This is a genomic window from Streptomyces sp. cmx-18-6 (assembly GCF_046548915.1).
In the GTDB taxonomy this organism is placed as follows: Bacteria; Actinomycetota; Actinomycetes; order Streptomycetales; family Streptomycetaceae; genus Streptomyces.
Genome location: NZ_JAEBEP010000003.1, coordinates 1 through 23,485, shown reverse-complemented (window position 1 = coordinate 23,485; position 23,485 = coordinate 1). Strand labels below are relative to the sequence as shown.

The following is a 23,485-nucleotide window of genomic DNA, read 5'->3' as shown; positions in this document are numbered from 1 at the left end:
CGACAGCTCCACCGGCATCACCAGCCCCACCGGCCCCGCCGGACAAGGAAGAACGCCCATGATGCTCCACCCCGAACTCCTGCGCGCCGCCCGGACCGCCCGCCGCCCCCTCGGCTGCGCGACCGCGCTGCTCGCCGCCGTCACCCTCACCCACCTCGCCCAGGCCGTGCTGCTCGCCGTCGTCCTCTCCCGGATCGCCCACGGCGACACATCCGCCCTGGCACCGCTCCTGCTGTCGGTGCTCGCCGTCGTGCTCGTGCGCGCCGCGCTCGGCCGCGCCCAGCGCCTGACCGCCGTAGCGGCGGGGGCCGCCGTGCGGATCCGGCTCCGTGACACCCTGCTGCGCCGCCTCGGTGAACTCGGGCCCCCCGCCGTCACCGGCGCGCGGGCCGGAGCCGTACGCGCCACGCTGGTGGACGGCGTCGAGGGGGTGGACGCGTACGTCTCCCGCTACCTCCCCCAGGCGCTCATCACCTGCGCCGTCCCGCCGCTGCTGCTCGTCGCCGTCGCGTTCATCGAGCTGTACGCGGCCCTCGCCCTCGGTCTCGCCCTGCTGCTCGCCCTCCTCGGCCCGCGCTGGTGGGACCGGCTGCTCGACCGGCGCGGCAAGGAGCACTGGGACTCGTACGAAGCCCTCGCCGCCGACTACCTGGAAGCTCTCCAGGGCATGGCCACCCTGCGCGCCGCCGGTGCGGTGGGCCGCGTACGGGACCGGCTGGAGAAGCGTTCGGCGGCGCTCCACCGCGCGACCGTCGCCAAACTGCGGGTCTCGCTCGTCGACACCGGCCTCACCGACCTCGCCGTGCAGGGCGGCACCGTGGCCGCCGTCCTGGCGGCCTGCTCATCGGCGGCCACCGGACACACCGCCGCCACCGGAACGTACCTCCTGCTGCTCCTCGCCTCCGAGTGCTTCCGCCCCGTCCGCGACCTCTCCCGCGAATGGCACGCGGGCTACCTCGGCGTCTCGGCCGCCGACGGCATCGCCGCCCTGCGCACCGCCGAACCCGCCGTCCCCGACCGGGGCACCGCACGCGCCCACTGGGACACCGCCCCCGAAATCCGCTTCGACGACGTCCGCTTCACCCACCCCGGAGCCGGACGCCCCGCCCTGGACGGCGTCACCTTCACCGCCCCCGCCGCCCGCACCACGGCGATCGTCGGGCCCTCCGGCGCGGGGAAGTCGACCCTGCTGAGCCTGCTGCTGCGCCAACGCGACCCCGACAGCGGCCGCGTCACGATCGCCGGGACCGACACCGACGCGTACACCCTCGCCTCGCTGCGCCGGGGGATCGCCGTCGTCTCGCAGGAGACCTACCTCTTCCACGCCACGATCGCGGAGAACCTGCGCATCGCCCGGCCCGCCGCCACCGACGAGAACCTGCGCGCCGCCGCCCGCGCGGCGGGCATCGACCAGGAGATCGTCCGGCTGCCCCAGGGGTACGCCACCCTCGTCGGGGAACGCGGGGCCACGCTCTCCGGCGGCCAGCGCCAACGGCTCGCCCTGGCCCGCGCCCTTCTCGCCGACGCGCCGGTCCTGATCCTGGACGAGGCCACCAGCGCGGTGGACGAGCGCGGCGAGGCCCGGATCGTACGGGAGTTGCTCGCGGCGAGCCGGGGCCGTACCTGCCTCGTGGTCGCCCACCGGCTCGACGCCGTACGCCACGCCGACCACATCGTCGTCCTCGACGGCGGCCGGGTCGAAGCGTCGGGCGACCACACCGGACTGCTCGCGGACGGCGGCGTCTACGCCTCACTCGTCGCGGCGGGCCGGACAGCCCCGCACACGGCGCAGGACCACGACAGCTCCCAGGACCCGGCGGACCACGCCTCCCGGAGCGCCCGGCACCCGGCGGGCCGCACCGCCCAGGACGCGGTCGACAGCGCCGCCCGGAAGGAGCACGCCGCATGACCCCGCCCGGGCACGAAACCGCCCCGAAAGACCCCCAGGGGACCCAGGACCCCCAGGGGACCCAGGATCGCCAGGGGACCCAGGACCCCCAAGGGACCCTAGGAACCCAGAACCCCCAAGAGCCCCAGCAGCCCCAGAATCCCCTGGAACCCCAGTGGACCCAGGACCGCCAGGGCCCCCGGAAGAACCACGACACCGGAGCCCTCCGTTCCCTCCTCCCCGTCCTCGGAGCCCACCGCGCCACCGTCCTGCGCACCTGCCTGGCCGCCCTGGCCGACCAGGCGGCCCTGGTCGCCCTGGTCACCCTCGCCGCGCACACCGTGGGCACGGCGGTGACCGCCCAACGGCCCCCGTCGCCCGGGACCTTCGCCGTCCTCATCGGGCTCGTCCTGCTCAGGGCGCTCGCCACCTGGCGGGAGATGGACCTCTCGCACGACCTCGCCTACCGCGTGCTGGCCGGACTGCGGGTCCGCGTCTTCGACGGGCTCGCCCGCAGCGCCCCCGCCCGGATCGCGGGCCGCCGCAGCGGCGACCTCGCCGCGACCGCGCTCGGCGATGTGGAGGCGCTGGAGTTCTTCTACGCCCACGCCATCGCCCAACTCCTCGCCTCCGGCGTCGTCTTCGCGGTGGCCGCGGCCCTGCTGGGCTTCCTCGGGCCGTGGCTGCTCCTCGCCGTCGTGCCCGCCGCCCTGCTGCTCCTGTGGTCGCCCCTGCTGGAGGCGCGCGGGCGGGCCGAGCGCGGGGCGCGGACCCGGGCCGCGCTGGCCGGACTCTCCGCCGAGAGCGTGGAGACCGTCGACGGCCTGCGGGAACTGCTGGCGGCGGGAGCCCTGCCGCGCACCCGGGCCCGGCTGCGGTCCGGCGGACGACGCCTGGCCCGCGCCCAGCGCGCCGAGCAGTCCTGGGAGACGGGGGCCGGCGCGGCCCGTGACCTGCTCGTCGTCGCCGCCGTCATCGGGGTGGTCGCGGCGGCCGCCCACGCGGCGGGCAGCGGTCGGCTCGACGGCGCGTGGGCCCCGGCGGCCATGGCCCTCGCCCTCGGAGCCCTGGCACCGGTCGCCGAATCGGCGGCGGCGCTGGGCCGGGCGGGCAGCCTGCGCGCCGCGGCCGCACGGGTCCGGGCGGCCGTGAACGCGCCGGCCGGCGCTCCCGTGCCCGCCGATCCGCTTCCCGTCCCCGCGGGCCCGCTCGGTCTGCGGCTGCGCGCCGTACGGTTCGGCTACGGCGCGGACCCCGTCCTCAACGGCCTCGACCTGACCGTGCGGCCCGGCGAGACCGTGGCCCTCGTCGGCGCTTCGGGGGCCGGCAAGACGACCTGCGCGCACCTCCTGGCCCGCTACTGGGACCCGGGGGAGGGGGCGGTGGAGCTGATTCCGGAGTCCCCGGCCCGCCCGGTGGACCTGCGGGACCTCGCGGAGGCGGACCTGCGGGCCGCCGTGTCCGTGGTCGGGCAGGAGGCCCCGCTCTTCCACGGGACCCTGGCCGAGAACCTCCGCCTCGGCGCTCCGGACGCCACCGACCGGGAGCTGGCCGCCGTGGTCCGCGCCTGCGGCCTCGCCCCCGTCGTCGACGCCCTGCCCCAGGGGCTGGACACCCCGGTCGGCGAACGCGGCGCGACCCTCTCCGGCGGCCAGCGCGCCCGGGTCGCCCTGGCGAGAGGACTCCTCGGCCGCCCCCGGGTGCTCGTGCTCGACGAGACGACGGCCCACCTGGACCACCGGGGCGACGCGGAGGTGGCGCGGGCGCTCGCGGCGGACTCCCGGGCCCGTACCCGTACGACGCTGATCATCGCCCACCGCCCCGCCACCATCCGCAGGGCCGACCGCGTCGCGGTGCTGGAGGGCGGGCAAATCGTCGAGGAGGGCTCCTGGGACGAACTGATCGAGGCCGGCGGCGCGCTGACCCGGCTGCTCACCCGGGAGGAGGGGGAGTCCCGGCAGCGGGAGGAGGAGCTGGGGCGTCAGCGGGAGGAGCAGGGGCGTCAGCAGCGGGGGGAGGATCCGTCGGCGCGGACGGCGGCAGGTTCTGCTCCGCCCAGATGATCTTCCCCCGGTGCGTGTACCGGGTGCCCCAGCGCCGGGCCAGCTGCGCGACGAGGAACAGACCGCGTCCCCCCTCGTCCGTCGTGCGGGCGTGCCGCAGTCGCGGGGAGGTGTTGCTGGCGTCGGACACCTCGCAGGTCAGCACGGACTGGAGCAGCAGCCGCAGCCGTACGGGCCCCGAGGCGTACCGGATCGCGTTGGTCACCAGTTCGCTGACGATCAGTTCGGTCGTCATCGTCAGCTCGTCCAGCCCCCACACCTCCAGCTGGCGGGCCACCTTGTTCCGGATCGCCCCCACAGCGGCCGCGTCCAGGGGCACGTCCCAGGACGCCAGATGGTCGGGGCTCAGCGCGTGGGTCCGGGCCAGCAGCAGGGCGATGTCGTCCGGCTGCGGTACGGGGAGCAGCTCATCGACCACCGCCGCGCACAGCTCGTCCAGCGGCAGCCCGTTCCGCGAGACCGCCCGCCCCAGCCGGGCCATCCCCTCCTCGACGTCCTGGTGCGGGCCCTCGATGAGACCGTCCGTGTAGAGCCCGAGCACGCTCCCCTCGGGCAGCTCGACGTCCACGGCCTCGAAGGGGAGCCCGCCGAGGCCCAGCGGCGGACCGGCGGGGAGATCGGGGAAGCTGACCGCGCCCTCGGGAGTGACGACCACCGGTGGCGGGTGTCCGGCCCGGGCCATCGTGCAGCAGCGGCTCGCCGGGTCGTAGACGGCGTAGAGGCAGGTGGCCCCCAGGACCGTCGTACCGCCCCGGTCGGCCTTCCCGCCCGTCTCCTCCTCCTCGCTCAGCCGCATGACGAGATCGTCCAGGCGGGCCAGCAGCTCGTCGGGCGCGAGGTCCATGTCGGCCAGGGTCTGCACGGCGGTGCGCAGCCGCCCCATGGTCGCCGCGGCGCTGATCCCGTGCCCCACCACATCACCGATGACCAGGCCGACCCGGGCCCCGGACAGCGGGATCACGTCGAACCAGTCGCCCCCGACCCCGTCCTTCGCGTCGGCGGGGAGGTAGGAGGAAGCCACGTCCAGGGCCGTCCCGCCGCGCAACGTGTGCGGCAGCAGGCTCTCCTGGAGCACGAGCGCCGCGGTGTGCTCGCGGGTGTAGCGGCGGGCGTTGTCCACGCACACCGCCGCGCGGGCCACCAGCTCCCGGGCCGGCGCCACGTCGTCCTCGTCGAAGGGGACCGGGTTCCGCGACCGCATGAACGTGGTGAGCCCGAGGGCGGTGTCCCGCGCCCGCATCGGTACGGAGATGAGCGAGTGCAGCCCGAACTCACGCAGGCGCGCGGCCCGCGCGGGGTGCTCCACGGCCCAGGCGTGGCTGTCCGGGTCGAGCACCGGCAGAAGGACCGGGTCGCCGTCCAGGAGGAAGTGCGCGTCGTGCGGCGGCGGGACGAAGTCGACGCTGTCCCCGATCCGCACCACGGCCTCCGGGCAGCCCTCGCGCACCGAACTCATCCCCATGCGGCGCATCGGCGGCCGGCTGCCCTGCGCCCCCGCACCGAGCAGCGGGGTGTCCGGCAGTTTCCCGCCCAGGGGCGTCTCCAGCAGGTCGACGAAGACGAAGTCCGCGAACCGGGGCACCGCGAAGTCCGCCAGTTCCTGGGCCGTGCGCTGGACGTCCAGGGTGGAGCCGATGCTCGCCCCCGCCTCGTTGACGAGCGCGAGCAGCCTGCGCGCGTTCCAGCGGTCGGTCACATCGATGACCATGTAGCCGATGCCGACCCGGTTCTCCTCGGCGTCCGCCAGCGGGAAGAACGAACTGGAGTAGGCCCGGCGGCGACTCGGATCGCTCCAGCCCCAGCCCAGGTACTCGTAGTCGGTGACCGGCACACCCGTGGCCAGGACCTGCCGCATCAGCCGCTCGATGGGCAGCGCGATCGGGCCGGGCAGCACATCGCTCGGCCTGCTCCCCAGCCGCCGCTCCCGGGGAACCCCGCCATAGCGTTCCAACGTGTCGTTGATCCAGACGTAGCGCAGCTCGGGATCGACCACCGCCATGCCGACCGGCGACCGGGTCAGGAACCCCTCCAGCACCGGTCCGTCCACCGTCCACCGCGGGGCCCGCTCCCGCCCGGAGACCAGAAAGCCCTCACGTCCGGCGATCAGGAACGAGGCGGAGACCCGTACGTCGACGTCGAGCGGGCGGTCGTCCCGGCCGCGCAGCGCCACCGGACCGCTCCACCCCGACCCGGCACGGCCCCGGGCGGCCACCGCGGCCGTACGCCGGGGATCCGGGGACCCGGTCAGCAGCCGGGCGGCGGACCGGCCGACCACCTCGGCGGCCGGATAGCCGAGCAGGGCCTCGGCCCCGCGGGTCCAGCCGATGACCGTGCCGTCCCCGGCGATCACCGCCACCGCGTCGTCACCCGGCCGCACCGGGCCCGGGGGGCCCTCGGAGGGCAGCGGGCCGGGCCCCGCCGGGGGATCCTCATCGGCGGATGCCATGCACCTCACCACCATCTCTAGGTTTCCATGGTCGCGCGTCGCCCCCGAGTGCGCACCGCCCGGCGCGGGCGCACCGGTCCGCGCCCCAGCGGGCCCGGGCGCGCCGGCCCGCGCTCCGGCAGGCCCCGGCGCACCGGTTCGCGCCCCAGCGGGCTCCGGCGCACCGGCTTTCGCCCGTTCGGCGGCGTGACGCGGCGGGCCGTGCGCCCGTTGGGGGAGTGACGAGCGGCCGCTCGTCCACCTGCCCCCCGCGCTGGACCCGTGTGGGCGGGACGGCTCCGGCTCCCGAGAGGAGAGCCGGAGCCGTTTCCATGCGCACGGTCAGTAGCGGACGCAGATCTTGCGCTCCTTCAGCCACGGCCCCAGCCAGTCCCCGAACGGCACCGTGAGGCACCACTCGCGGGCGGCGGCCGGCGGCTCGGGCGCGGCGGGCGTGGGCCGCGGCGACGGGGTGGGCGAAGGCGAGGGCTGTACGGCCGGCGGCGCGGTCGGGGACGGGCTCGGGGCCGGGGCGGGAGGCATGCTCGGGGACGGGGCGGGAGGCGTGCTCGGCACGGGCTCGGCCGGTGCGGCCATCTCGGCGAGCTTCGTCCGGAAGACCTTCGTCGACCGGGGGTTGCTCCGGCACTGCCACACGCCGTGCGGGCAGTAGTCCGTGATGGTCTGGTACAGCGGCTGGTGCCGGTCGATCCAGTCGAGCATCCGCCGCATGTACTCGGGGTTGTCGCCGTTGCGGAACAGCCCCCACTCCGGGAACGAGATCGGCTTTCCGCGCTCCGCCGCGAAGTCCACGTGCTTCTGCAACCCGTACGGATCGTTGATCTGGTCGTCGAAGGACTCGCCCGGCGGCTGGTCGTAGGAGTCCATGCCGATGATGTCGACGACGTCGTCACCCGGGTAGCACGCGGTCCAGGGCACCGCGTCCAGGCCCCGGCTGGGGGTGAAGTCGAAACGGAACTCCTGGCCGGGCACCTCGCGCATCGCCGTGACGATCCGCTGCCAGTACGCCTTCCAGGACGCGGGGTCGGGTCCGCAGCGATGGGTGTACGTGGTGCCGTTCATCTCCCAGCCGAGCACGATCACCGTGTCCGGGACGCCCAGATCGACCAGGCGCTCCGCCAGCCTGGTGAAGTGCTGGTCGTAGTCGCCCGCCGCCCCCGACCGCAGCAGGCGGCGGACCTCGGCGTCCGGGACGCGCTCCTCGTTCCGCTCCAGCATGGGCACGTTGAGGACGAACATCCGGTCCTCCTCCGCCTTGCGCCAGGTGGCCCAGGCGTCCAGGAAGTCGGGGGCGCCCTCGATGTTCACCCACAGGTCGCCCGGCAGGTAGGTGTGCCCCACCCGCAGCTCCGCGCCGCCGAGCCACCGCGACAACTCGGCCATCCGGTCCACCCCGTCCGGCCCGTAGTCCAGATAGGCGCCGTGCGCGGTGGTGGAGCCGCCCCTGCTGCCCTGCGGCCCCGGGGCGGCGCTGTCGACGGAGTCCGCGCCCGGCCGCACCTGGCCCGCGATGCCGCCGCCGGCCAGGAGGCTGAGAGCAGCCGCCGCGATGCACGTAACGATGAGTCGGCGCTTGGCCGGCATGACTCCTCCTGGCTGCGGTGAATTCCGGGCGGATCAGCCCGATGGGGAGAGAGTTTCATCATCCGGCACCGCACGCGAACAGAACGGTCCATTTATCGTATTCGGCGTTGCGAACGGGCCGTTCAGGTGATGTCGGGGCCGAAGGTGAACGGGAGGGAACCCACGCGGTTGTCGAAATTCGAATCGACCAGCTTCGGATCGCCCGTCTGCCGGATGACGGGGCGTCGGGTGAACAGTTCCCGGAACAGTGCCGTCATTTCCACCCTGGCCAGGTGGGCCCCGAGGCAGTGGTGCGGGCCGCCGCCTCCGTAACCCAGGTGCGGATTCGGCGACCGGGTGATGTCGAAGAGATCCGGACGGGTGAAAACCGACTCGTCGCGATTGGCGGACGCGTAGAGCAGTGCGACTTTCTCGCCCGGGAGGAAAGTCCGGCCGCCCAGCGGGAATTCCTTCACGACGGTCCTGCGGAACTGGATGATCGGCGTCGAATGGCGGACGATTTCTTCCACGGCCCCGGAGATATGGCGGTCGAAATCCGACCGGAGGAGTTCCCGTTGCTCCGGATGGCCGTCGAGCAGATGCAGCCCGTGCGCGATCGCGTTGCGGGTGGTCTCCACACCGGCCACGAGCAGCAGGGAGAAGAAGGCCCCGAGATCCCGCGAGGAGAGCGCCTCGCCGTCGACGTCGGCCCGCACGAGGGCCGAGACGAGATCGTCCTCGGGACGGCGGCGGCGCTCGTGGGCCAGCCGGGCCATGACGAGCTGCATCCGGGCCAGGGACGCGAGTCCACGGCCCGGGATCCGCAGCCTGGCCCGGCCCCGGCGCTCGACGCCGACATGCTCCGACGCGTGGTCGATCTGGCGTGCGATCCGCGGCCGGAGCTCAGCGGGGATGCCCATCAGGTCGCAGATCACCTCCAGCGGCAGCCGCGAGGCCGCCGAGGGCATGAAGTCGCGGGAGCGCTCGGAGATCATCTCGTCCACCAGACGCCCCGCCAGCCGGCCGATGTTCTCCTCGGCGGCGGCGAGCAGCCGGGGGGTGAAGCGCCGCGAGATGATCCGGCGCAGCGCCGCGTGTCCGGGCCCGTCCATGTTGACCATCGAGTTCCCGAACAGCGCCTTCGCCCAGCCGGCCGGCTCCGGGGTGGTGACCCCCGGAGCGCTCGCGAACACCTGCGGAGTGCGGCTCGCGGTCCGTACGTCCGCGTGGCGCACCAGGGCGTAGAACGGCTTGCCGGCGGTACGGGCCGTACCCGGCCTGGGGGTGAACAGGACGGGTTCATCGAGCTCCCGCAGCCGGGCGAAGGCGCTGAGCCGCTCGGGGCGCGGCAGCTGCCAGAAGGCCGGGTCGGCGAGATCCACGTCCGCCGCGCCGCCGGGCACCGGGCCCTCCTCGGCACGGTCGTCGGACAGCTGATTCGGAACGGTCATGTCCCTCCACCTCCACGAGTTCGCCGGGCCATCGTCCGGTCCGGCGCGCACGGCACGACGTCCGACGCGGCTTCCGGCGCGGATGGCCGCTCAGGGTCACGCGTTTGACGGAACGGGGGCCGCGCCGCGCCCACGAGAACCCTTTCGCCGCCGCCTCGTTGCCACCATCGCCAGCAACAGCACCCAGGGACGAGCCAACGAGAGGCAGTCACCCATGAGTCGAACAACGGATCCGGGCGGCGCACCGCGTGGAACACGCGGCCCGTCGCGCCGGATCGTCCTGCGCACCGCCTTCACCGCCGCCGTGGTCGGGGGCACCGCCGGAGTCCTCCTGCCGCTGCACGACCGCGAGCCGGACACCTCGGCCGCGAAGGGGCCGGGGAGCCCCGCCGCCCCGGGTGAGGAGTTCGCCGAGATGTACCGGGGCCGGGAGATCCGGGGAAGCGTGAGAGTGCTGGTGCCCGCCGGCGGGTCCGGCGGCGCGCAGGCGGCCGACGCCGAGCCGGTCACCGAGATCCGCATCGACGGCCGCCCCCTGCACGTCATGCGGCGCGCGGACGGCACCTATCTGAGCGAGGTCACGCACTACGAGTCGTTCCCCACGCTCCGCGAGACGGCCCGCGCCGCCGTGGACGAGCTCGGCACCGCCCGGCTCGCGCTCCCCGCCTCGCACCGCAAGTGAACCAGGAGGACCAGAACCGGTGTACACCCGCAAGAACCAGCGCGACCTCACACGCACCGAGAAGCGACGCCTTGTCGACGCGATCCTGAAGCTCAAGCGCTCGGGCCGCTACGACGACTTCGTCGTCATGCACCGCGAGTACTACGTCATGGACACGGAGAACCGGCCGCGCCCCGCCCATATGACGGCCTCGTTCTTCCCCTGGCACCGCCGCTATCTGCTGGAGTTCGAAAAGGCCCTCCAGGCCGTCGACCCCGGCGTCAGCGTCCCCTACTGGGACTGGACCCGGGACCGCTCGACCACCTCCTCGCTCTGGGCCGAGGACTTCCTCGGCGGCAACGGCAGGCCCGGCGACCGCCGCGTCACCACCGGCCCGTTCGCCTTCGAGAAGGGCGACTGGAGGGTCGGCGCCGGAGTCACCGACCAGAACTGGCTCACCCGCAACTTCGGCAGGCCCGGCAACAACCCGGTCTCCCTGCCCACCGCGGACGACGTGACGCGGGCGCTCAACGACCCGGTCTACGACACCGAGCCCTGGAACAGCATCAGCACCGAGGGGTTCCGCAACCGCATCGAGGGCTGGGGGATCCACCGCGTGCGCACGGTCGGCAACCACAACCGGGTCCACCAGTGGGTCGGCGGCCCGATGGCCGGGGCGGCCTCGCCCGAGGACCCGGTGTTCTGGCTCCACCACTCCTTCATCGACCTGCTCTGGGACCGCTGGCGCAAGGCCCACCCCAAATCCGCCTACCTGCCGGGCCGCAAGCCCGCCCGGCCGGGCCGCGAACGTGAGTACGTCTTCGGCCTCGACGACCCGATGCCCCCGTGGAACGTGACCCCCAGGAAGCTCCTCGACCACAGCACGGTCTACCGCTACGCCTGAGCGGGAACAGCGAAACGGCCGGCCCCCTCCGGAAGGAGGGAGCCGGCCGCTTCGGTGTTACGAGGCGATCAGCGGCCGTAGCCGTAGTCGTCGTCGTGGTGGTCGGCGGAGGCGTTGACGCAGGTGTTGCCGAAGGCCGGGTTGAGCAGCCCGATCACGTTGATGGTGTTGCCGCAGACGTTGACCGGCACGTGGACCGGAACCTGGAGGACGTTGCCCGAGGCGACACCCGGGGAACCGATGGCTGCGCCCTGCGCACCGGCGTCCGCGGTGGCCAGGCCGGCGCCGCCGGCGATCAGGGCGCCGGTGCCCGCCATCACAGCGGCAACCTTCGTAATACGCGACATCAGAACTCCTTGAAAGGAAGGGGGGTTGCTGCGGAGCACGAGGCCCGCATGCTCTGACAACGCGAGAGACGCCGGACGGTAACGGATCAACGCCGAGGGGATATTTCCGGCCTTGTCCTGCGGCCTGTCGCGGCCCGCCTCACCGACCGATGACGGAAAGCGTGGTAAGCCGCCCGTGCCAGTCCCGCGCGGCGGGGAACTTGGCCTTGACGGTCTCCACGGCCCGCTCCCGTACCGCCACCTGCGACTCGCGCAGCCGCAGCAGCGGCTCCAGACCCGGGCGGGCCAGCAGCAGCCGCTGGTTGACCACCGTGACCGGCTGCCAGTGGTTCTTGTACTGCTCCGCACCGCGCAGCAGGCTCAGCACCTGACGGCCGGTGTCCGACGCCTGCTGGGCCACCTCCCGCAGCAGCATCGTCGACACATCGACCTTCCGCTCCCGCAGACCCGGATCCGCCCCGTACATATAGCCGCCCGCCAGATGCCCGGACTGCAACGAGAGGTTCGCCGCCACCACCGCGCCGTTGAGCCGGAACTCGGTCACGGCGGCCGTGCCGTCCGCCACCATCCTTCCCACCGAACGCACCAGGTGGTCGGAGAACCGGGCCCGCAGATGCTCCGGGTTGACGCCCCGGTCGCGCCACTGGAGCTCATGGAGCCGCAGCAGCGTGCCGATGGCGGCGGGCACCCCGGCCTGCGGGACCCTGTGGGCCTCGACGCCCAGGGCCTCGACCCGGCGCAGCTTGGCCCGCAGCCGCTGGCCCCGCGAGCCGGTGAGCCCCTCCACCAGGTCGCCGAGCGGCTGCGCCGGCAGCTCCATGCACGTGGAGTCGGTGAGCCGGCTCCGCGCGCCGGGCCACCGGCCGAACAGCAGTTGCGCCGACGCGTCCGGCCGGACCTCCCGCAGGTCGACCACGGTGTGCCGGGCGGCCCGCTCCAGACCGCGCTGGAGGGCCCCGACCGCGTAACCGGCCTCCTCCTCGTCCAGCAGGATGTCGAAGAAGTCGGAGATCGCCCCGCCCATCGGCACCAGCAGCGGCATCGGGCGGTGCACCAGCATCAGCGGGGCCGCCCCGATCAGCCGCCCCGCCCGGCGGACCAGCAGGACCCGCAGCCGCCCCTCCTGACCGTAGGAGAGCCACCACGAATGGAGCCACGCGTGGCTCTGGAACGGGGTCGCGGTGGCGCAGCGGCGGTGCAGCGCGTCCCACTCGCCGGCGAGCGCGCCGAACTCCCCGAAGTCCCGGCACAGCGTCACGGCGAGGCCGCCCGCCCGGTTGACCGTCATCGCACGAGCTCCCGTTCATCGGTGGTGGAGGCGGTGGAGGCGGTGGTGGTCTGCTCCCCGGCGGTCGCCGGACCCGGCACCTGGGCCGAGACGCTCCAGCCCGCGCGCCGGGGGCGGACGAGCAGGACGAGCCCGCCCAGCAGCCCGCCCGCGGCCGCCCCCACGGCCGCGCCCAGCGGCGCCGAGGGCGAGACCGGCTGGTCCGGGGTCATCGCATGGGAGAACTTGATCAGCTTCACCCCGGTGTCCTTGGAGACATGGCCGCTGCTCACGATCACGGCCTCGATGACCGCGTTGGCGATGTCGGCCGCCTTGTCCGCGTCGGCCGACGTCCCCGTCACCGCGATCATCGGGGAGTCGGGGGAGGTCTCCGACCGCACCTGGGAGCGCAGCGCGCGCACCGGCTCGCCGGCCGCGCCCTGGGCGTACGTGAGGGTCGCGTCGCTGGTGACGAGACGGCCGTACGACTGCGCGAAGCCGAGGGCCGACGAGGGGTTCGTCTCCTCCTCGGCGACCGCCATCGCGTAACTGGTGGCCTCGTACTGGGGGGAGGCGAGCAGGCCGTACGAGAGCCCGGACACGGCGCCCAGCAGTACGGCGGCGGGCAGGGGCCACCACTGGGGCGGCCGGGGCAGGGCGGAGCGCAGCCGGGCGGGGGCCGTGCGCAGCCGGCGGCGCAGGACGACGTGGAGCCGCTGCTCGGGAGACTCGGTCATGAAAGGGCTCTCCGGTTCGGTGGGGCGGTGTCGAGGGCGTACGCGTACACGTCCATCAGGCGCTCGCTGCTGCGCCGGATGTCGTAGTGGCCGACCGCGCGGGGCGGCGGCTGCCGGTCGGGACGGGCCTGTATCCGCTGCCGCAGCACAGCGGTCAGCTCGTCGGGGCTCCCCGCGATCCGGGTGGCGGCCGGGGCGTGGGCGGCGGGCAGGTCGTCGATGGCCGGGCAGGCGTCGTGCAGCACGGGCAGCCCGGCGGCGAGCGCCTCCACGGCGGCCAGCCCGAAGGACTCCTCGCGGGACGTCGAGACGAAGGCGTCCACGGCACTGAGCAGCGCCGGGACGCCGGGCACCGGACCCCGCCCGCCGGGGGAGCACTCGCCGAGGAGGCGGACGCGGTCCGCCGCCCCGAGCCGGGCCGCCAGCTCCCGCAGCGCCCCGGCCTCCGGCCCGTCCCCGGCCAGCAGCAGCCGGGCCCCCGGCAGCGCGGCCACGGCCCGCACCAGCACGTCGAAGCGTTTGCCGGGCACCAGCCGGCCCACCCCGCCGACCACGAACGCGTCGTCGGCGAGGCCCAGCGCCGACCGGACGGCGAGCCGCCGGTCCCCGTCGAAGCGGAAGCGGTCCGCGTCGATGCCGTTGGGCACCAGCCGGATCCGGTCGGCGGGCACCCCCCAGTCCCGCAGCCGCCCGGCCACGGTGGAGGAGACGGCCACGGTCGCCGCGCCGAGCCGTTCGGTGGACAGGTACAGGGCGCGGATGCCCCGGGTGAGCGGGCGGCCCTCGATCTCGGCGCGCCCCAGGGAGTGTTCGGTCGCGACGGCCGCCCGGACGCCCGCGAGGCGCGCCGCGATCCTCCCGTACACGCAGGCCCGGTACAGGTGGGTGTGGACCAGGTCGTAGCGGCCGTCGCGGATCAGCCGGGTGAGCCTCCCGACCGCCGAGAGGTCCCGATTGCCGCGCATCCCGAGGTGGATCACCCGCACCCCGTCCGCCCGCAGCCCCTCCGCTACCGCGCCCGGGTTGGTGAGGGTGACCACGTCGCACTCCACCGGCAGATGGCGCAGCAGCAGCCGCAACTGCTGCTCCGCGCCCCCGACGCCGAGCCCGGTGATGACGTGCAGCGCCCTCACCGGGGGCCGCCCGCCGGTACGGGGGACGCGGCCGGCGCGGCCCCGTGCCGCAGCCCGTGCCGCAGGTCCTTCGCCCACAGGCGTACGCCCCGGTCCGCCTGGCTGATGTGGGTGCGGGGCAGTGCGAACCGGCTGAGCAGCGGGCCGGGGGCCAGCGCGCAGCCGTAGCCGTAGCCCGCGGAGCGGACGGCCTCCGCCACCCGCCGGTCGAGGAAGCCGTACGGATAGCAGAAGCCCTCCGGGAGCGTGCCGGTCAGCTCGCCGAGCGACTGCCTGCTGCGGACCGTCTCCTCGCGCAGCTCCCCGTCCGTGAGCCTGGTGAGGTCCTGGTGGAGCAGACCGTGCGAGCCGACCTCCATGCCCGCCTCCGCGACCCGGCGGATCCCGTCGCGGGTGAGCAGCGGCTTGCGCGGACCCAGCGGGTCCCACACGTTCTCACCGCCCGGCCGGCCCGGCAGCACGAAGACCGTCGCGGTGCAGCCGTGCTCGCGCAGCACCGGCAGCGCCTCGCTGAGGAAGTCCGCGTAGCCGTCGTCGAAGGTCAGCCCGACGAACCCGCGCCTGCCCGCCGCGTGGGCCCGCATCAGCTCCGCGACCCCCACCCCCCGCAGCCCCCGGCTGCGCAGCCACGACAGCTGCTCGCCGAGCCGGCGGGGCGAGACGGTGATGCCGTACGGGTCCTCGGTCGGGTCCGTCACCGAGTGGTACGTGAGGATCCACGGCTGACGGCGGGTGTGCGGGCGACGCCGGTGCGGGGGAGCGTCGGCGGGACGTGGCGAGGGATCAGCGGCCATCGGTAAACCTCCGTCGGATCAGTGCCAGCAGGGAGACCACCTCGGGCGAGCGCAGGGCCAGCCCGGTCAGGAAGAACACGGCGGGAACGAGGACGCACCCGGCGGCCAGGCTCAGCGCGGCGTCGGGGAGCACCGGCGCGAGGGCCCAGCCCGCCGCCCCGGCCGCCAGCGCCGCGCCCGTCAGGCGGCCGAGCGAGAGGGCGACGGCCCGCGCCCGGATCGGGACCACCCGGGTGCCGAGCCCCATCAGCAGGAGCAGCGCGGTCGTGCTGATCCCGATGGCGTTGGCCGTGGCGATGCCGTCGACGCCGAAGCGGTACGTGAGCGCGTACCCGGCGCCCGTCGTGACCAGGAGCCCGGTGCCCATCGCGAAGGCCGGGAACCAGGTGGGCCGGCCCGAGGAGAAGAACGGCCGGCTCAGCGCGCCGACCAGACAGTGGCCGAGCAGCCCCGCCGCGTACACCCGCATCACCTGGGAGGTGGCCCCGGTGTCGGACGCGTCGAACGCGCCGCGCTGGAAGAGGACTTCGATGATCTGGGGCGCGTATCCGAGCACGACCGCCGTGCCGAGCAGCACCACCATGCCCGCCAGCGCGAGGTCCCGCTCGACCCGCTGCCGGGCCTTCTCGTGATGGCCGTCCGCCATCGCCCGGGCGACGACCGGGAACGTCACCGTGCAGATCATCAGGGAGAGCACCATCGGCATCTGCGCGACCTTCTGCGCGTAGTTCAGATGCGAGATCGCGCCCGCCGGCAGCGTGGAGGCGAGGAACCGCTCGACCAGCACCTGCGACTGACGGCTCACCACGAACAGCACGACCGGGGCGAGCACCGCAACCCCCAGCAGGGGCGCGGTGCGCACGGCCCGCCTCCTGATCCGCCCGAAGCGCGGGAGGCGGGGCCGGGCGAGGGGCAACAACCGCAAGAAGGTGGGGAGTTGGGTGAGGATCATCAGCAGACTGCCGACCGCGACGCCCGCGGCGGCGGCCCGCACCCCCCACACCGCGTGCAGGGCCAGCGTCATGCCGATGATGCCGACGTTGTACGCGACGTAGACCCCGGCGGGCGGCAGGAAGCTGCGGTGAGCGCGGAGGGCGGCGCTGAAGTAGCCGGTGATGCCGAAGGTCAGCACGGTGACGGCGGTGAGCCGGGTGCAGTCCACCGCGAGGCTCGGATCCGGCAGCCCGGGCGCGAGGACGCCGACGACCCACGGCGCGCCCGCCATCAGCAGCACCGCACCGCCCGTGAGCAGGACGCACAGCCGGGGGAGGGTCGCCGCCACCAACTCCCGTACGGGGTCGGCGGACTGCTCCCCGGTGGCTGCGGCGCGGCGGGTGAGGGCGAGGCTGAACGCCGGGACGAGGAGCAGCGCCATCCCGTCCTCGATCAGCAGCGTCGCCGCCATCTCCGGCACGGTCCAGGCGATCAGGAACGCGTCGCTGGCGTCGCTCGCGCCGAAGTACCGGGCGATGGCCTGGTCCCGCACCAGCCCGAGTACGGCCCCGAGCACGGTCAGCACCGCCGTGGCCGCCGCCGCACGGGCGAGGAACGAACCGAGGCCGGGAGCCCCGCCGGCGCCGTCCTTGCCGCCTTCCGGCTCCGGCGCTGCGTCCGGGGCGGCGGTCCCGCCGGGGCCGGGACCGGAGGGCTGCCCGGGCCCGGGGAGCAGGGGAGCGGCGGCCTCGCCGGGGGAGGGAGCCGCCGCCCGGGTCGAGGGGGCCGCCGTGGAGGGCCCCGCCTCCTGGGCGGAGGGGGCCGTCTCCGTCTCCGTACCGGTGTCCCTCACGCGGCGTCCGCCTTCTTCGGCCCGGCCAGCGCCCACCAGGCGGCGAGCCCCAGGACGACGCCGCTCAGCACGGTCGTGGGCCCGCCGATGTCCGCGTACAGGAAGTTCACGCACTGCCAGACCATCAGCGCGACCGCCGCCAGGCCGCAGTCCAGCGCGGTGCGGCCGTGCGAGCGGGCCCGCAGCAGCCGGCGTACGGCTCCGGCCAGGATCGCGGCCCAGCTGCCGGCGATCGCGGTGAGGCCGATGAGGCCCTGCTCGCTGAGGATGAGCAGATACATGTTGTGCGGCGAGAGCAGCGCCTGCCGGCGGAATTCCTGGCCCGCTCCGGCCGTGTCGCTGCCGGAGGACAGGCCGATCGAGGCGTGGGCGTCGCGATGGGCGGGGAAGCCCTTGAGGCCGACTCCGGTCAGGGGGTGCTCGCGCCACATGTCGCCCGCCGCGCCCCACATGACGTAGCGGTCGTTCACCGACCGGTCCGGGGCGCTGGTCACCTGGGTCACGCTGGCGGCCCGGTCCGCGAGCATCTGCGAGCCGATGCCGAACCCGCCGACCAGCACGACGCCGGTCGCGGCCAGCACCGCCAGCGACGTCACCGCCTGCCGCGCGCCGGTCAGCGCCAGGGCGACCAGGAGGGCGGCGGCCGTGGCGATCCACACCCCCCGGCTGAAGGAGAGCGTGAGGGGCACGATCAGCGCGACGGCGACGACCGCGGCGCAGGGGCGCAGCCAGGCCGGGGCATCGCGCGGGGTGCGCAGCGCGCACGCGGCGGCGGCCAGCAGCCCGTACGCGACGACCGTGGCCATCCCCATGACGTCGCTCGGCCCGAAGGTGCCGACCGCCCGGACGTCCTCACCCATGTACGAGGCGCCGCTCCCGGTGACGTACTGGTGCACCCCCACACCCCCCTGCACCAGGGCCAGGAGCACCAGCGCACCGCCGACGATCCGGAACCCGCGGGCGTCCTCGAGCAGGAGGAGGACGGCGGCCGGGACCAGGACGAACACCTGGAGGTAGCGGACCAGGCCCGGCAGGGCTGCGACCGGGTCCGCCGCCGTCACCGTCGCCACGGCGAAGCCCACGGCGGGCAGCCCCAGCACCAGGGCGGCGACCGCGCCGATCGGGCGCTGCCGCAGATACAGCAGCCGCCCCGCGCAGACCAGCACCGCGATGCCGGAGGCCACGTCGGCGGGCCCGATCGCGGGGCCGCCGCCCCCGCCCCCGGTCCCGTACGGCAGCGCGGGCAGCAGCACCGTCGCGAGCAGGGGGAGCAGCGGCCACCGGCCGCGCCACCCGCCGAGGGCGGAGCGGGGTTCGGTACGGGCCGGGGCCCCGGGCGTCGGGCCGGTCAGGGTGGCGGCCATGGTCAGCTGCCTCCGAGCCGGAAGAAGGAGCCCGCCGTCCGCGCCAGCACGCACGCGTCCTGCCACAGGGACCAGGTCTCGATGTAGTGGTTGTCGAACCGGGCCCGCTCCTCGATCGAGGTGTCGCCGCGCAACCCGTTCACCTGCGCCAGCCCCGTGATGCCGACCGGCATCCGGTGCCGGGCCTGGTAGCCGGGGTGGGTGCGGCTGAACTGCGAGACGAAGAAGGGCCGTTCGGGCCGGGGGCCGACCAGGCTCATATCGCCGCGCAGGACGTTCCACAGCTGCGGCAGCTCATCGAGCGAGGTGCGGCGCAGCAGCCGTCCGACCCGGCTCATCCGCCCGTCGGAGGCGACGTTCCACCGGGTCGCCGACTCCGTCGCGTCGGCGGGCCGCAGCGTACGGAATTTCAGCAGGACGAACGGGCGCCCGTGCCGCCCCACCCGCTCCTGCCGGAAGACGACGCCCGGCCCGTCCGAGACCCGGACCGCCAGCGCGCACGCGGCCATCAGCGGAGCCACCAGCACCAGACCGACCCCCGCCAGGACCGCGTCCGTCGCCCGCTTCAGGGCGTGGCCCACGGGCCGGTGCGTGCCGTCCTGGAGCGGATGGGCGGCGAAACCCCACAGGTGGTCGGGGCGGCTCACGGCGGAACGGGTGGCGACGGCCGGGGAACCGGTGACCAGCCAGACGCGGCAGCCGTGGCCGGTGAGCTGGGCGAAGAGCGCGGCCCCGCCGGGCGTCGCCTCGGGCGGGGCGGTGAACACCGCGTGCCGCACGCTGTTCTGCACGACGGCCCGCCCGACCTCCTGCGGGGTGGTCAGGACCGGCAGCGGCACCCCGTCCGGCCGCGCCGCGGGCTCCTCCTCCGGAGCGTCGGACGCGGCGACCCGGCCGACCGGCCGCAGCCCGTACTCAGGGTGGTCGTACAGCGCCGCCGCCACCTGCCGGGCGGTCGGGCCGTGGCCCACGATCAGCGTGGAGAGGGGGTTGCGGAGGGCCGCCCGGTGCCGCAGCCGGTGCACCGCCGCCCGTCCGGCCGCACAGAGCAGGGTCTGCGCCACGGCCCCGTACGCCAGCACCGCCCAGCCCGTCCCGTGGCTCGGGGCCCAGGCCGCGACCACCTCCATGGTCACGTACCACTGGAGCAGCGCGAGGCCGAGGAGCGCGGGGAGTTCGGAGAGCACCGAGGGGGACAGGCCGAGCCGGTAGAGGCCCCGGTAGGCGTGCAGCAGCACCTGCGCCACCGCCTGGGCGGCGATCACCGCCCAGGGCCGGCCGGCCGGGACGACCAGCGCGAACGTGACGGCCAGCGCCAGTGCGTCCGCGCACAGGAGCTGTGCGGCGGGAGCGCACCGGCCGGCACGGCGTCGGCCGGGGACCTCGCGGGCGGGGCCGTCGCTTCTTCGCGGCGGATGAACCGTGTGAGCCTGCACGGCTGTTGCCTGGCCGGCGCCGGGAACCGGTGCACTCTCCATCGTCATCGCTGGGTGCGCTTCCTCGTCGTGGGGCCGGACAGGGAGACAAGTTCCTGGTAGAGGCCGGCGACCGCCCCCGCGGTCCGGCGGACGTCGAACGCCGCCCGGGCGTGGCGCAGGGCCCGGCGGGACACCGCCTCGCGCAGCGCCGGGTCGGTGAGCAGCGCGGTGAGCGCCGCCGCCAGCGCCGCCGGGTCCTCGGGCGGTACGAGGAGGTGGTCCTCGTCGCCCGGCGGCAGGCTCTCCCGCGCCCCGCTGACATCGCTCATCACGACGGCCCGGCCGCAGGCCATGGCCTCCAGCGGGGCCAGCGCCATCCCTTCCCACCGGGAGGGCAGGACGACGACGTCCGCCGCGTGGATCCACGGCCGTACGTCGTCGCTCGCCCCGGTGAACAGGGCGTCGGCCGGGGCCGAAGCCTCCAGGCCGTCCCGGTCGGGCCCGTCGCCGACCAGGACGAGACGTGCTCCCGGCACCCGCATCCGCCGCCAGGCGCTCAGCAGGACGTCCTGGCCCTTCTGCCGGGTCAGCCGGCCGACGCAGACGACGAGCGGGGCATCGGGGGCGACGCCGTCCAGGAGCGGCAGCGAGGCCCGGGCCGCCGTGCGGTCGGCCTGCCCGCCGGGGCGGAAGCGGTCGAGGTCGATGCCGTTGTGGATCACCGACCAGCGTGCGGCGATGCCCGCTTCCTGGCCGGTGCGCCGCTCGGACTCGCTGACGCACAGGATGTGATCGGCCCAGCGCGCCCCGAACCGCTCCCAGCCCAGGGCGAGTTCAGCGGTACGCCCGGCCACGGCCTCGAAGGACCAGGCGTGCGGCTGGAACACCGTGGGGACCTGGCCGCGTACGGCGATCCGGCCCGCGAGACCTGCCTTGGCGCTGTGCGCGTGCACCACGTGCGGCCGGCAGTCGCGGACGATCCGCCGCGCGGCGGCGACCTCACCGGCCAGCCGGGGCCCTGGGGCCCGGGTCGCGGACCAGTCCTGGACCCTGGCCCCCGCGGCGGCCGCCCCGGCGGCCAGGGGACCGGCGGGTGGGCAGGCCACCACGGGCCGCAGCCCGGCGCCGGCCTGGGCCCGGACGAGATCGGTGACGACCCGGGCCACTCCGCCATCCACGGGCTGAACCAAATGAAGGACCGTCAATTGTCTTTCTTCGGCACGACGCATGTGCAGCACGTACGGCTCTCTTCGCTCAATCCGGTGAGTAAAGCCGAAATGCACTTTGGCAGACATGTGGCGAAATCGTGCGCATGACTCGCTCATACGACCAATATGGGTATTCGCCAGTCGATACGGCTGATCAGGTGGTCTGCGCGGGCACGGCCCGAGCGCGTGAGCACGCCGGATTCAGGCGTGGAAAGGCCGGTCGCAGCCCGGTCGCAGCCCTGTTGAAGGGGTGTTGAAGGGCTGCCCGGGGAAGTCCCGTGGGGAATTCCGAGGTGTGCTGAGGCGATTTCCCCGGTCGGACGTCACCCTGTTCGGAGTACGGCGCGCACCGCCGGTTGCCGCACCGGATGGCGGCAGGATCCACCTGATGGTCAGACAGTTCCCTTGTCGGCGGAGCCGGTTGACACGGCCGTGGGAGATGCGGCGGTGGAAGACGCGTCGGGGGCCGTGAAGCCGACGTCCTCGGCGCGGGCCACCACCTCCACCTCGTCGCCGAGCGCCCATTCGGCGACCCGGGACGCCACCGCCGCCGGAACGACGTCGCTGATGTCCGGTGCGGCGGGGATGTCGTACGTGGCATGGGCGTCGTGCGGCAGCACGACCCGGTAGTCCAGCTCCAGCGCCCGGCGGGCGGTAGCCAGGACGCACATCTCCGACATCACCCCGCACACGGCGACCGCCCCGACCCCGGCGGCCGTCAGCTCGTCCTCCAGCGTGGTGTCCTCGAAGCCGTCGTCCTCGGTCTTGCGGATCACGGTCTCCATCGGCCCGCTCAGCACCGGCAGGTGCAACTCCCAACCGGGCGTGTGCGGTTCGTCGGACTCCCCGGCCGGCCCGTCGTTCTGGAGGTGGACGACGAGCGCCCCGCCCGCCCGGGCCCTGCGCACGAGATCCGCCACCCGGTCCAGCAGCCGGGGCGCGTCGGGCACGGGATTCCCGCCCGCGACGAACGCCGACTGGACGTCCACGACAAGCAGCGCCTGTACGGGGGCGGGGAGGGGGCTCATACCGGCTCCGGTCCTTCGTCGCTGTGGCCACGGGGTGCGGGGCCGGGGCCGTCCATCATTCCAGCCGGTGGCCGGGGCGCGGCCACCGGCCCCGGCTCACCCGGTGCGGTCGACGAGGAAGGGGATCAGGGTGAGCAGGTCCCCGCGCGCGCCCTCGGCCAGCTCCACCCCGTCGAGGCAGGCGCGCGCGGCCCGCAGGTGCTCCCGGGCCTCGGTGACCGTGGCCCGCCGTCCACCGGCCTCGTCGACCAGCTCGGCCGCACGGCGCAGTCCCGCCGCGTCGAGCGGTCCCGGCCCGGTGAGGAGGGCCTCCAGCCGCCGGGCCGCCGGGTGCTCGGACGCCAGGGCGGCGAGCACCGGGAAGGTCTTCTTGAGCCGCCGCAGATCGCTGTGCACCGGTTTGCCCGTGGTCCGCGGGTCGCCCCAGATCCCCAGCAGGTCGTCCACCGCCTGGAACGCCACCCCCAGGTGCCGCCCCGCCCGGTCCAGCGCCCCGGCCGTGGACGCCGGAGCCCCGGCCAGCGCCGCGCCCAGGGCGGCGGCGCAGCCGAGCAGGGAGCCCGTCTTGTGGGTGGCCATCGCGCGGTACTCGTGCGGGAGGACCGCCTCGGAGCCCGTCCACGGCCGGGACTCGAAGAGGAGGTCCTGCGCCTGACCGTGCACCAGGTCGCCCAGGGCCCGGGAGAGTTGGCGCACCGCGGCGGCTCCGGTGGGCCCGGGGACCTCCGACAGGGTCTGCACGGCCAGCGCGAACAAGGCGTCCCCGGCCAGGATCGCCGGGCCGGTGCCGTACGCCTTCCATACGGTCGGGCGGCGGCGACGGGTCTCGTCGCCGTCCATGATGTCGTCGTGTATGAGGGAGAAGGTGTGGACCAGCTCGACGGCGACCGCGCCGGCGACCGCGTCCCGGCCGCTTCCGCCCGCGGCCTCCGCGCCGAGCACCACGAGCGCCTGCCGGACGCCCTTGCCCTGCGAGCCCGGGACCGGTGCGCCGTCCACCCCGCTCCAGCCCAGCGAGAAGGCGGCCGTCTCGGCGTGCCACGGGTGGAGCCGGCGCACCGACTCCACCAGCGCGGGCCGGACGAGCTCCCGGCAGCGGTCCAGGATCTGCGGTGCGGCGGCCTGACGGGTGGTGGACGTGGACGGGGTCATCGGCCCTCGGCCCTCTCGTACGCGGCGGCGTCCCGGGGCGGGGGAGCGGCTTCGCGCGGCGCGGCGGGTTCCGCGCCGGGCCGGGTGGTCTCCTGGAGCGGTGCGGCCGGTTTCTCGTTGAGGCCGGTGGTCTCCTTGCGCTCCGGGACCGGTTTCTCGTTGAGGCCGGTGGTCTCCTTGCGCTCCGGGACCGGTTTCTCGTTGAGGCCGGTGGTCTCCTTGCGCTCCGGGACCGGTTTCTCGTTGAGGCCGGTGGTCTCCTTGCGCTCCGGGAC

General features: G+C 74.7%; 17 protein-coding genes and 2 pseudogenes. 4 read left to right on the top strand and 15 right to left on the bottom strand.

The window, feature by feature from the left end; genetic code table 11:
• The first annotated feature begins 58 nt into the window (after positions 1-58).
• A complete protein-coding gene (locus ACLJPL_RS08235) occupies positions 59-1,909 on the top strand; it encodes an ABC transporter ATP-binding protein/permease (protein ID WP_411080065.1) in 1,851 nt (616 codons plus the stop codon).
• Positions 1,906-3,837: pseudogene (locus ACLJPL_RS08230) on the top strand (ABC transporter ATP-binding protein); the annotation flags it as partial. The gene ACLJPL_RS08235 and the pseudogene ACLJPL_RS08230, both read left to right, overlap by 4 nt.
• Here the strand turns inward: ACLJPL_RS08230 and ACLJPL_RS08225 are convergent.
• The 3 genes from ACLJPL_RS08225 to ACLJPL_RS08215 form a co-directional block, all read right to left on the bottom strand.
• On the bottom strand, positions 3,821-6,397 hold the full coding sequence (locus ACLJPL_RS08225) for a SpoIIE family protein phosphatase (protein ID WP_411080064.1): 2,577 nt from the start codon (positions 6,395-6,397) through the stop codon (positions 3,821-3,823). The pseudogene ACLJPL_RS08230 and the gene ACLJPL_RS08225 overlap by 17 nt on opposite strands.
• A gap of 321 nt (positions 6,398-6,718) precedes the next feature.
• Positions 6,719-7,981 carry a glycoside hydrolase family 26 protein gene (locus ACLJPL_RS08220; RefSeq protein WP_411080063.1) on the bottom strand — a complete coding sequence of 421 codons (1,263 nt, stop codon included), beginning with the start codon at positions 7,979-7,981 and terminating at the stop codon, positions 6,719-6,721.
• Between the two features lie 122 nt (positions 7,982-8,103).
• Positions 8,104-9,411, bottom strand: a complete 1,308-nt coding sequence (locus tag ACLJPL_RS08215) for a cytochrome P450 (RefSeq protein WP_411080062.1) — start codon at positions 9,409-9,411, stop codon at positions 8,104-8,106.
• A gap of 214 nt (positions 9,412-9,625) precedes the next feature.
• Between ACLJPL_RS08215 and ACLJPL_RS08210 the strand changes: the two genes are divergently transcribed.
• On the top strand, positions 9,626-10,093 hold the full coding sequence (locus ACLJPL_RS08210; protein WP_411080061.1) for a tyrosinase family oxidase copper chaperone: 468 nt from the start codon (positions 9,626-9,628) through the stop codon (positions 10,091-10,093).
• Positions 10,094-10,112: 19 nt separating this feature from the next.
• Positions 10,113-10,976, top strand: a complete 864-nt coding sequence (locus ACLJPL_RS08205; RefSeq protein ID WP_411080060.1) for a tyrosinase family protein — start codon at positions 10,113-10,115, stop codon at positions 10,974-10,976.
• Between the two features lie 68 nt (positions 10,977-11,044).
• On the opposite strand, the gene ACLJPL_RS08200 is transcribed toward ACLJPL_RS08205, so the two are convergent.
• The 12 genes and pseudogenes from ACLJPL_RS08200 to ACLJPL_RS08145 all read right to left on the bottom strand — a co-directional run.
• Entirely contained in the window at positions 11,045-11,323 is a 279-nt protein-coding gene (locus tag ACLJPL_RS08200) for a chaplin (RefSeq protein ID WP_411080059.1), read from the bottom strand.
• 139 nt (positions 11,324-11,462) lie between these two features.
• Positions 11,463-12,611: a GNAT family N-acetyltransferase gene (locus ACLJPL_RS08195; protein WP_411080058.1), complete on the bottom strand. Its 1,149-nt coding sequence runs from the start codon at positions 12,609-12,611 to the stop codon at positions 11,463-11,465.
• Positions 12,608-13,327, bottom strand: a complete 720-nt coding sequence (locus ACLJPL_RS08190) for a lipopolysaccharide biosynthesis protein (protein WP_411080057.1) — start codon at positions 13,325-13,327, stop codon at positions 12,608-12,610. Before ACLJPL_RS08190 ends, ACLJPL_RS08195 begins: the two co-directional genes overlap by 4 nt.
• Entirely contained in the window at positions 13,324-14,460 is a 1,137-nt protein-coding gene (locus ACLJPL_RS08185; RefSeq protein ID WP_411080056.1) for a glycosyltransferase, read from the bottom strand. Before ACLJPL_RS08185 ends, ACLJPL_RS08190 begins: the two co-directional genes overlap by 4 nt.
• Entirely contained in the window at positions 14,457-15,254 is a 798-nt protein-coding gene (locus tag ACLJPL_RS08180) for a polysaccharide deacetylase family protein (protein WP_411080055.1), read from the bottom strand. Before ACLJPL_RS08180 ends, ACLJPL_RS08185 begins: the two co-directional genes overlap by 4 nt.
• A complete protein-coding gene (gene murJ / locus ACLJPL_RS08175; protein ID WP_411080054.1) occupies positions 15,244-17,040 on the bottom strand; it encodes a murein biosynthesis integral membrane protein MurJ in 1,797 nt (598 codons plus the stop codon). Before murJ ends, ACLJPL_RS08180 begins: the two co-directional genes overlap by 11 nt.
• Entirely contained in the window at positions 17,037-18,404 is a 1,368-nt protein-coding gene (locus tag ACLJPL_RS08170) for an O-antigen ligase family protein (RefSeq protein ID WP_411080053.1), read from the bottom strand. Before ACLJPL_RS08170 ends, murJ begins: the two co-directional genes overlap by 4 nt.
• Before the next feature lie 2 nt (positions 18,405-18,406).
• On the bottom strand, positions 18,407-19,888 hold the full coding sequence (locus ACLJPL_RS08165) for a sugar transferase (RefSeq protein ID WP_411080052.1): 1,482 nt from the start codon (positions 19,886-19,888) through the stop codon (positions 18,407-18,409).
• The gene (locus tag ACLJPL_RS08160) at positions 19,885-21,051 is read right to left on the bottom strand and encodes a glycosyltransferase (protein WP_411080523.1); all 1,167 of its coding nucleotides are present in this window, start codon (positions 21,049-21,051) and stop codon (positions 19,885-19,887) included. The genes ACLJPL_RS08165 and ACLJPL_RS08160 overlap by 4 nt, the downstream gene beginning before the upstream one ends.
• A gap of 371 nt (positions 21,052-21,422) precedes the next feature.
• Positions 21,423-22,058, bottom strand: coding sequence for an isochorismatase family protein (locus ACLJPL_RS08155; protein ID WP_411080051.1), 636 nt, complete (start codon positions 22,056-22,058; stop codon positions 21,423-21,425).
• Positions 22,059-22,154: 96 nt separating this feature from the next.
• A complete protein-coding gene (locus tag ACLJPL_RS08150; RefSeq protein WP_411080050.1) occupies positions 22,155-23,210 on the bottom strand; it encodes a polyprenyl synthetase family protein in 1,056 nt (351 codons plus the stop codon).
• Positions 23,207-23,485: pseudogene (locus ACLJPL_RS08145) on the bottom strand (hypothetical protein); the annotation flags it as partial. The gene ACLJPL_RS08150 and the pseudogene ACLJPL_RS08145, both read right to left, overlap by 4 nt.

Coding starts and splice junctions, on each gene's coding strand:
- ACLJPL_RS08195 (WP_411080058.1), bottom strand. CDS start 12,611: ATGACGGTCAACCGGGCGGGCGGCCTCGCCGTGACGCTGTGCCGGGAC.
- ACLJPL_RS08225 (WP_411080064.1), bottom strand. CDS start 6,397: ATGGCATCCGCCGATGAGGATCCCCCGGCGGGGCCCGGCCCGCTGCCC.
- ACLJPL_RS08155 (WP_411080051.1), bottom strand. CDS start 22,058: ATGAGCCCCCTCCCCGCCCCCGTACAGGCGCTGCTTGTCGTGGACGTC.
- ACLJPL_RS08210 (WP_411080061.1), top strand. CDS start 9,626: ATGAGTCGAACAACGGATCCGGGCGGCGCACCGCGTGGAACACGCGGC.
- ACLJPL_RS08190 (WP_411080057.1), bottom strand. CDS start 13,327: ATGACCGAGTCTCCCGAGCAGCGGCTCCACGTCGTCCTGCGCCGCCGG.
- ACLJPL_RS08200 (WP_411080059.1), bottom strand. CDS start 11,323: ATGTCGCGTATTACGAAGGTTGCCGCTGTGATGGCGGGCACCGGCGCC.
- ACLJPL_RS08235 (WP_411080065.1), top strand. CDS start 59: ATGATGCTCCACCCCGAACTCCTGCGCGCCGCCCGGACCGCCCGCCGC.
- ACLJPL_RS08180 (WP_411080055.1), bottom strand. CDS start 15,254: ATGGCCGCTGATCCCTCGCCACGTCCCGCCGACGCTCCCCCGCACCGG.
- ACLJPL_RS08150 (WP_411080050.1), bottom strand. CDS start 23,210: ATGACCCCGTCCACGTCCACCACCCGTCAGGCCGCCGCACCGCAGATC.
- ACLJPL_RS08215 (WP_411080062.1), bottom strand. CDS start 9,411: ATGACCGTTCCGAATCAGCTGTCCGACGACCGTGCCGAGGAGGGCCCG.
- ACLJPL_RS08160 (WP_411080523.1), bottom strand. CDS start 21,051: ATGCGTCGTGCCGAAGAAAGACAATTGACGGTCCTTCATTTGGTTCAG.
- ACLJPL_RS08165 (WP_411080052.1), bottom strand. CDS start 19,888: ATGACGATGGAGAGTGCACCGGTTCCCGGCGCCGGCCAGGCAACAGCC.
- ACLJPL_RS08170 (WP_411080053.1), bottom strand. CDS start 18,404: ATGGCCGCCACCCTGACCGGCCCGACGCCCGGGGCCCCGGCCCGTACC.
- ACLJPL_RS08220 (WP_411080063.1), bottom strand. CDS start 7,981: ATGCCGGCCAAGCGCCGACTCATCGTTACGTGCATCGCGGCGGCTGCT.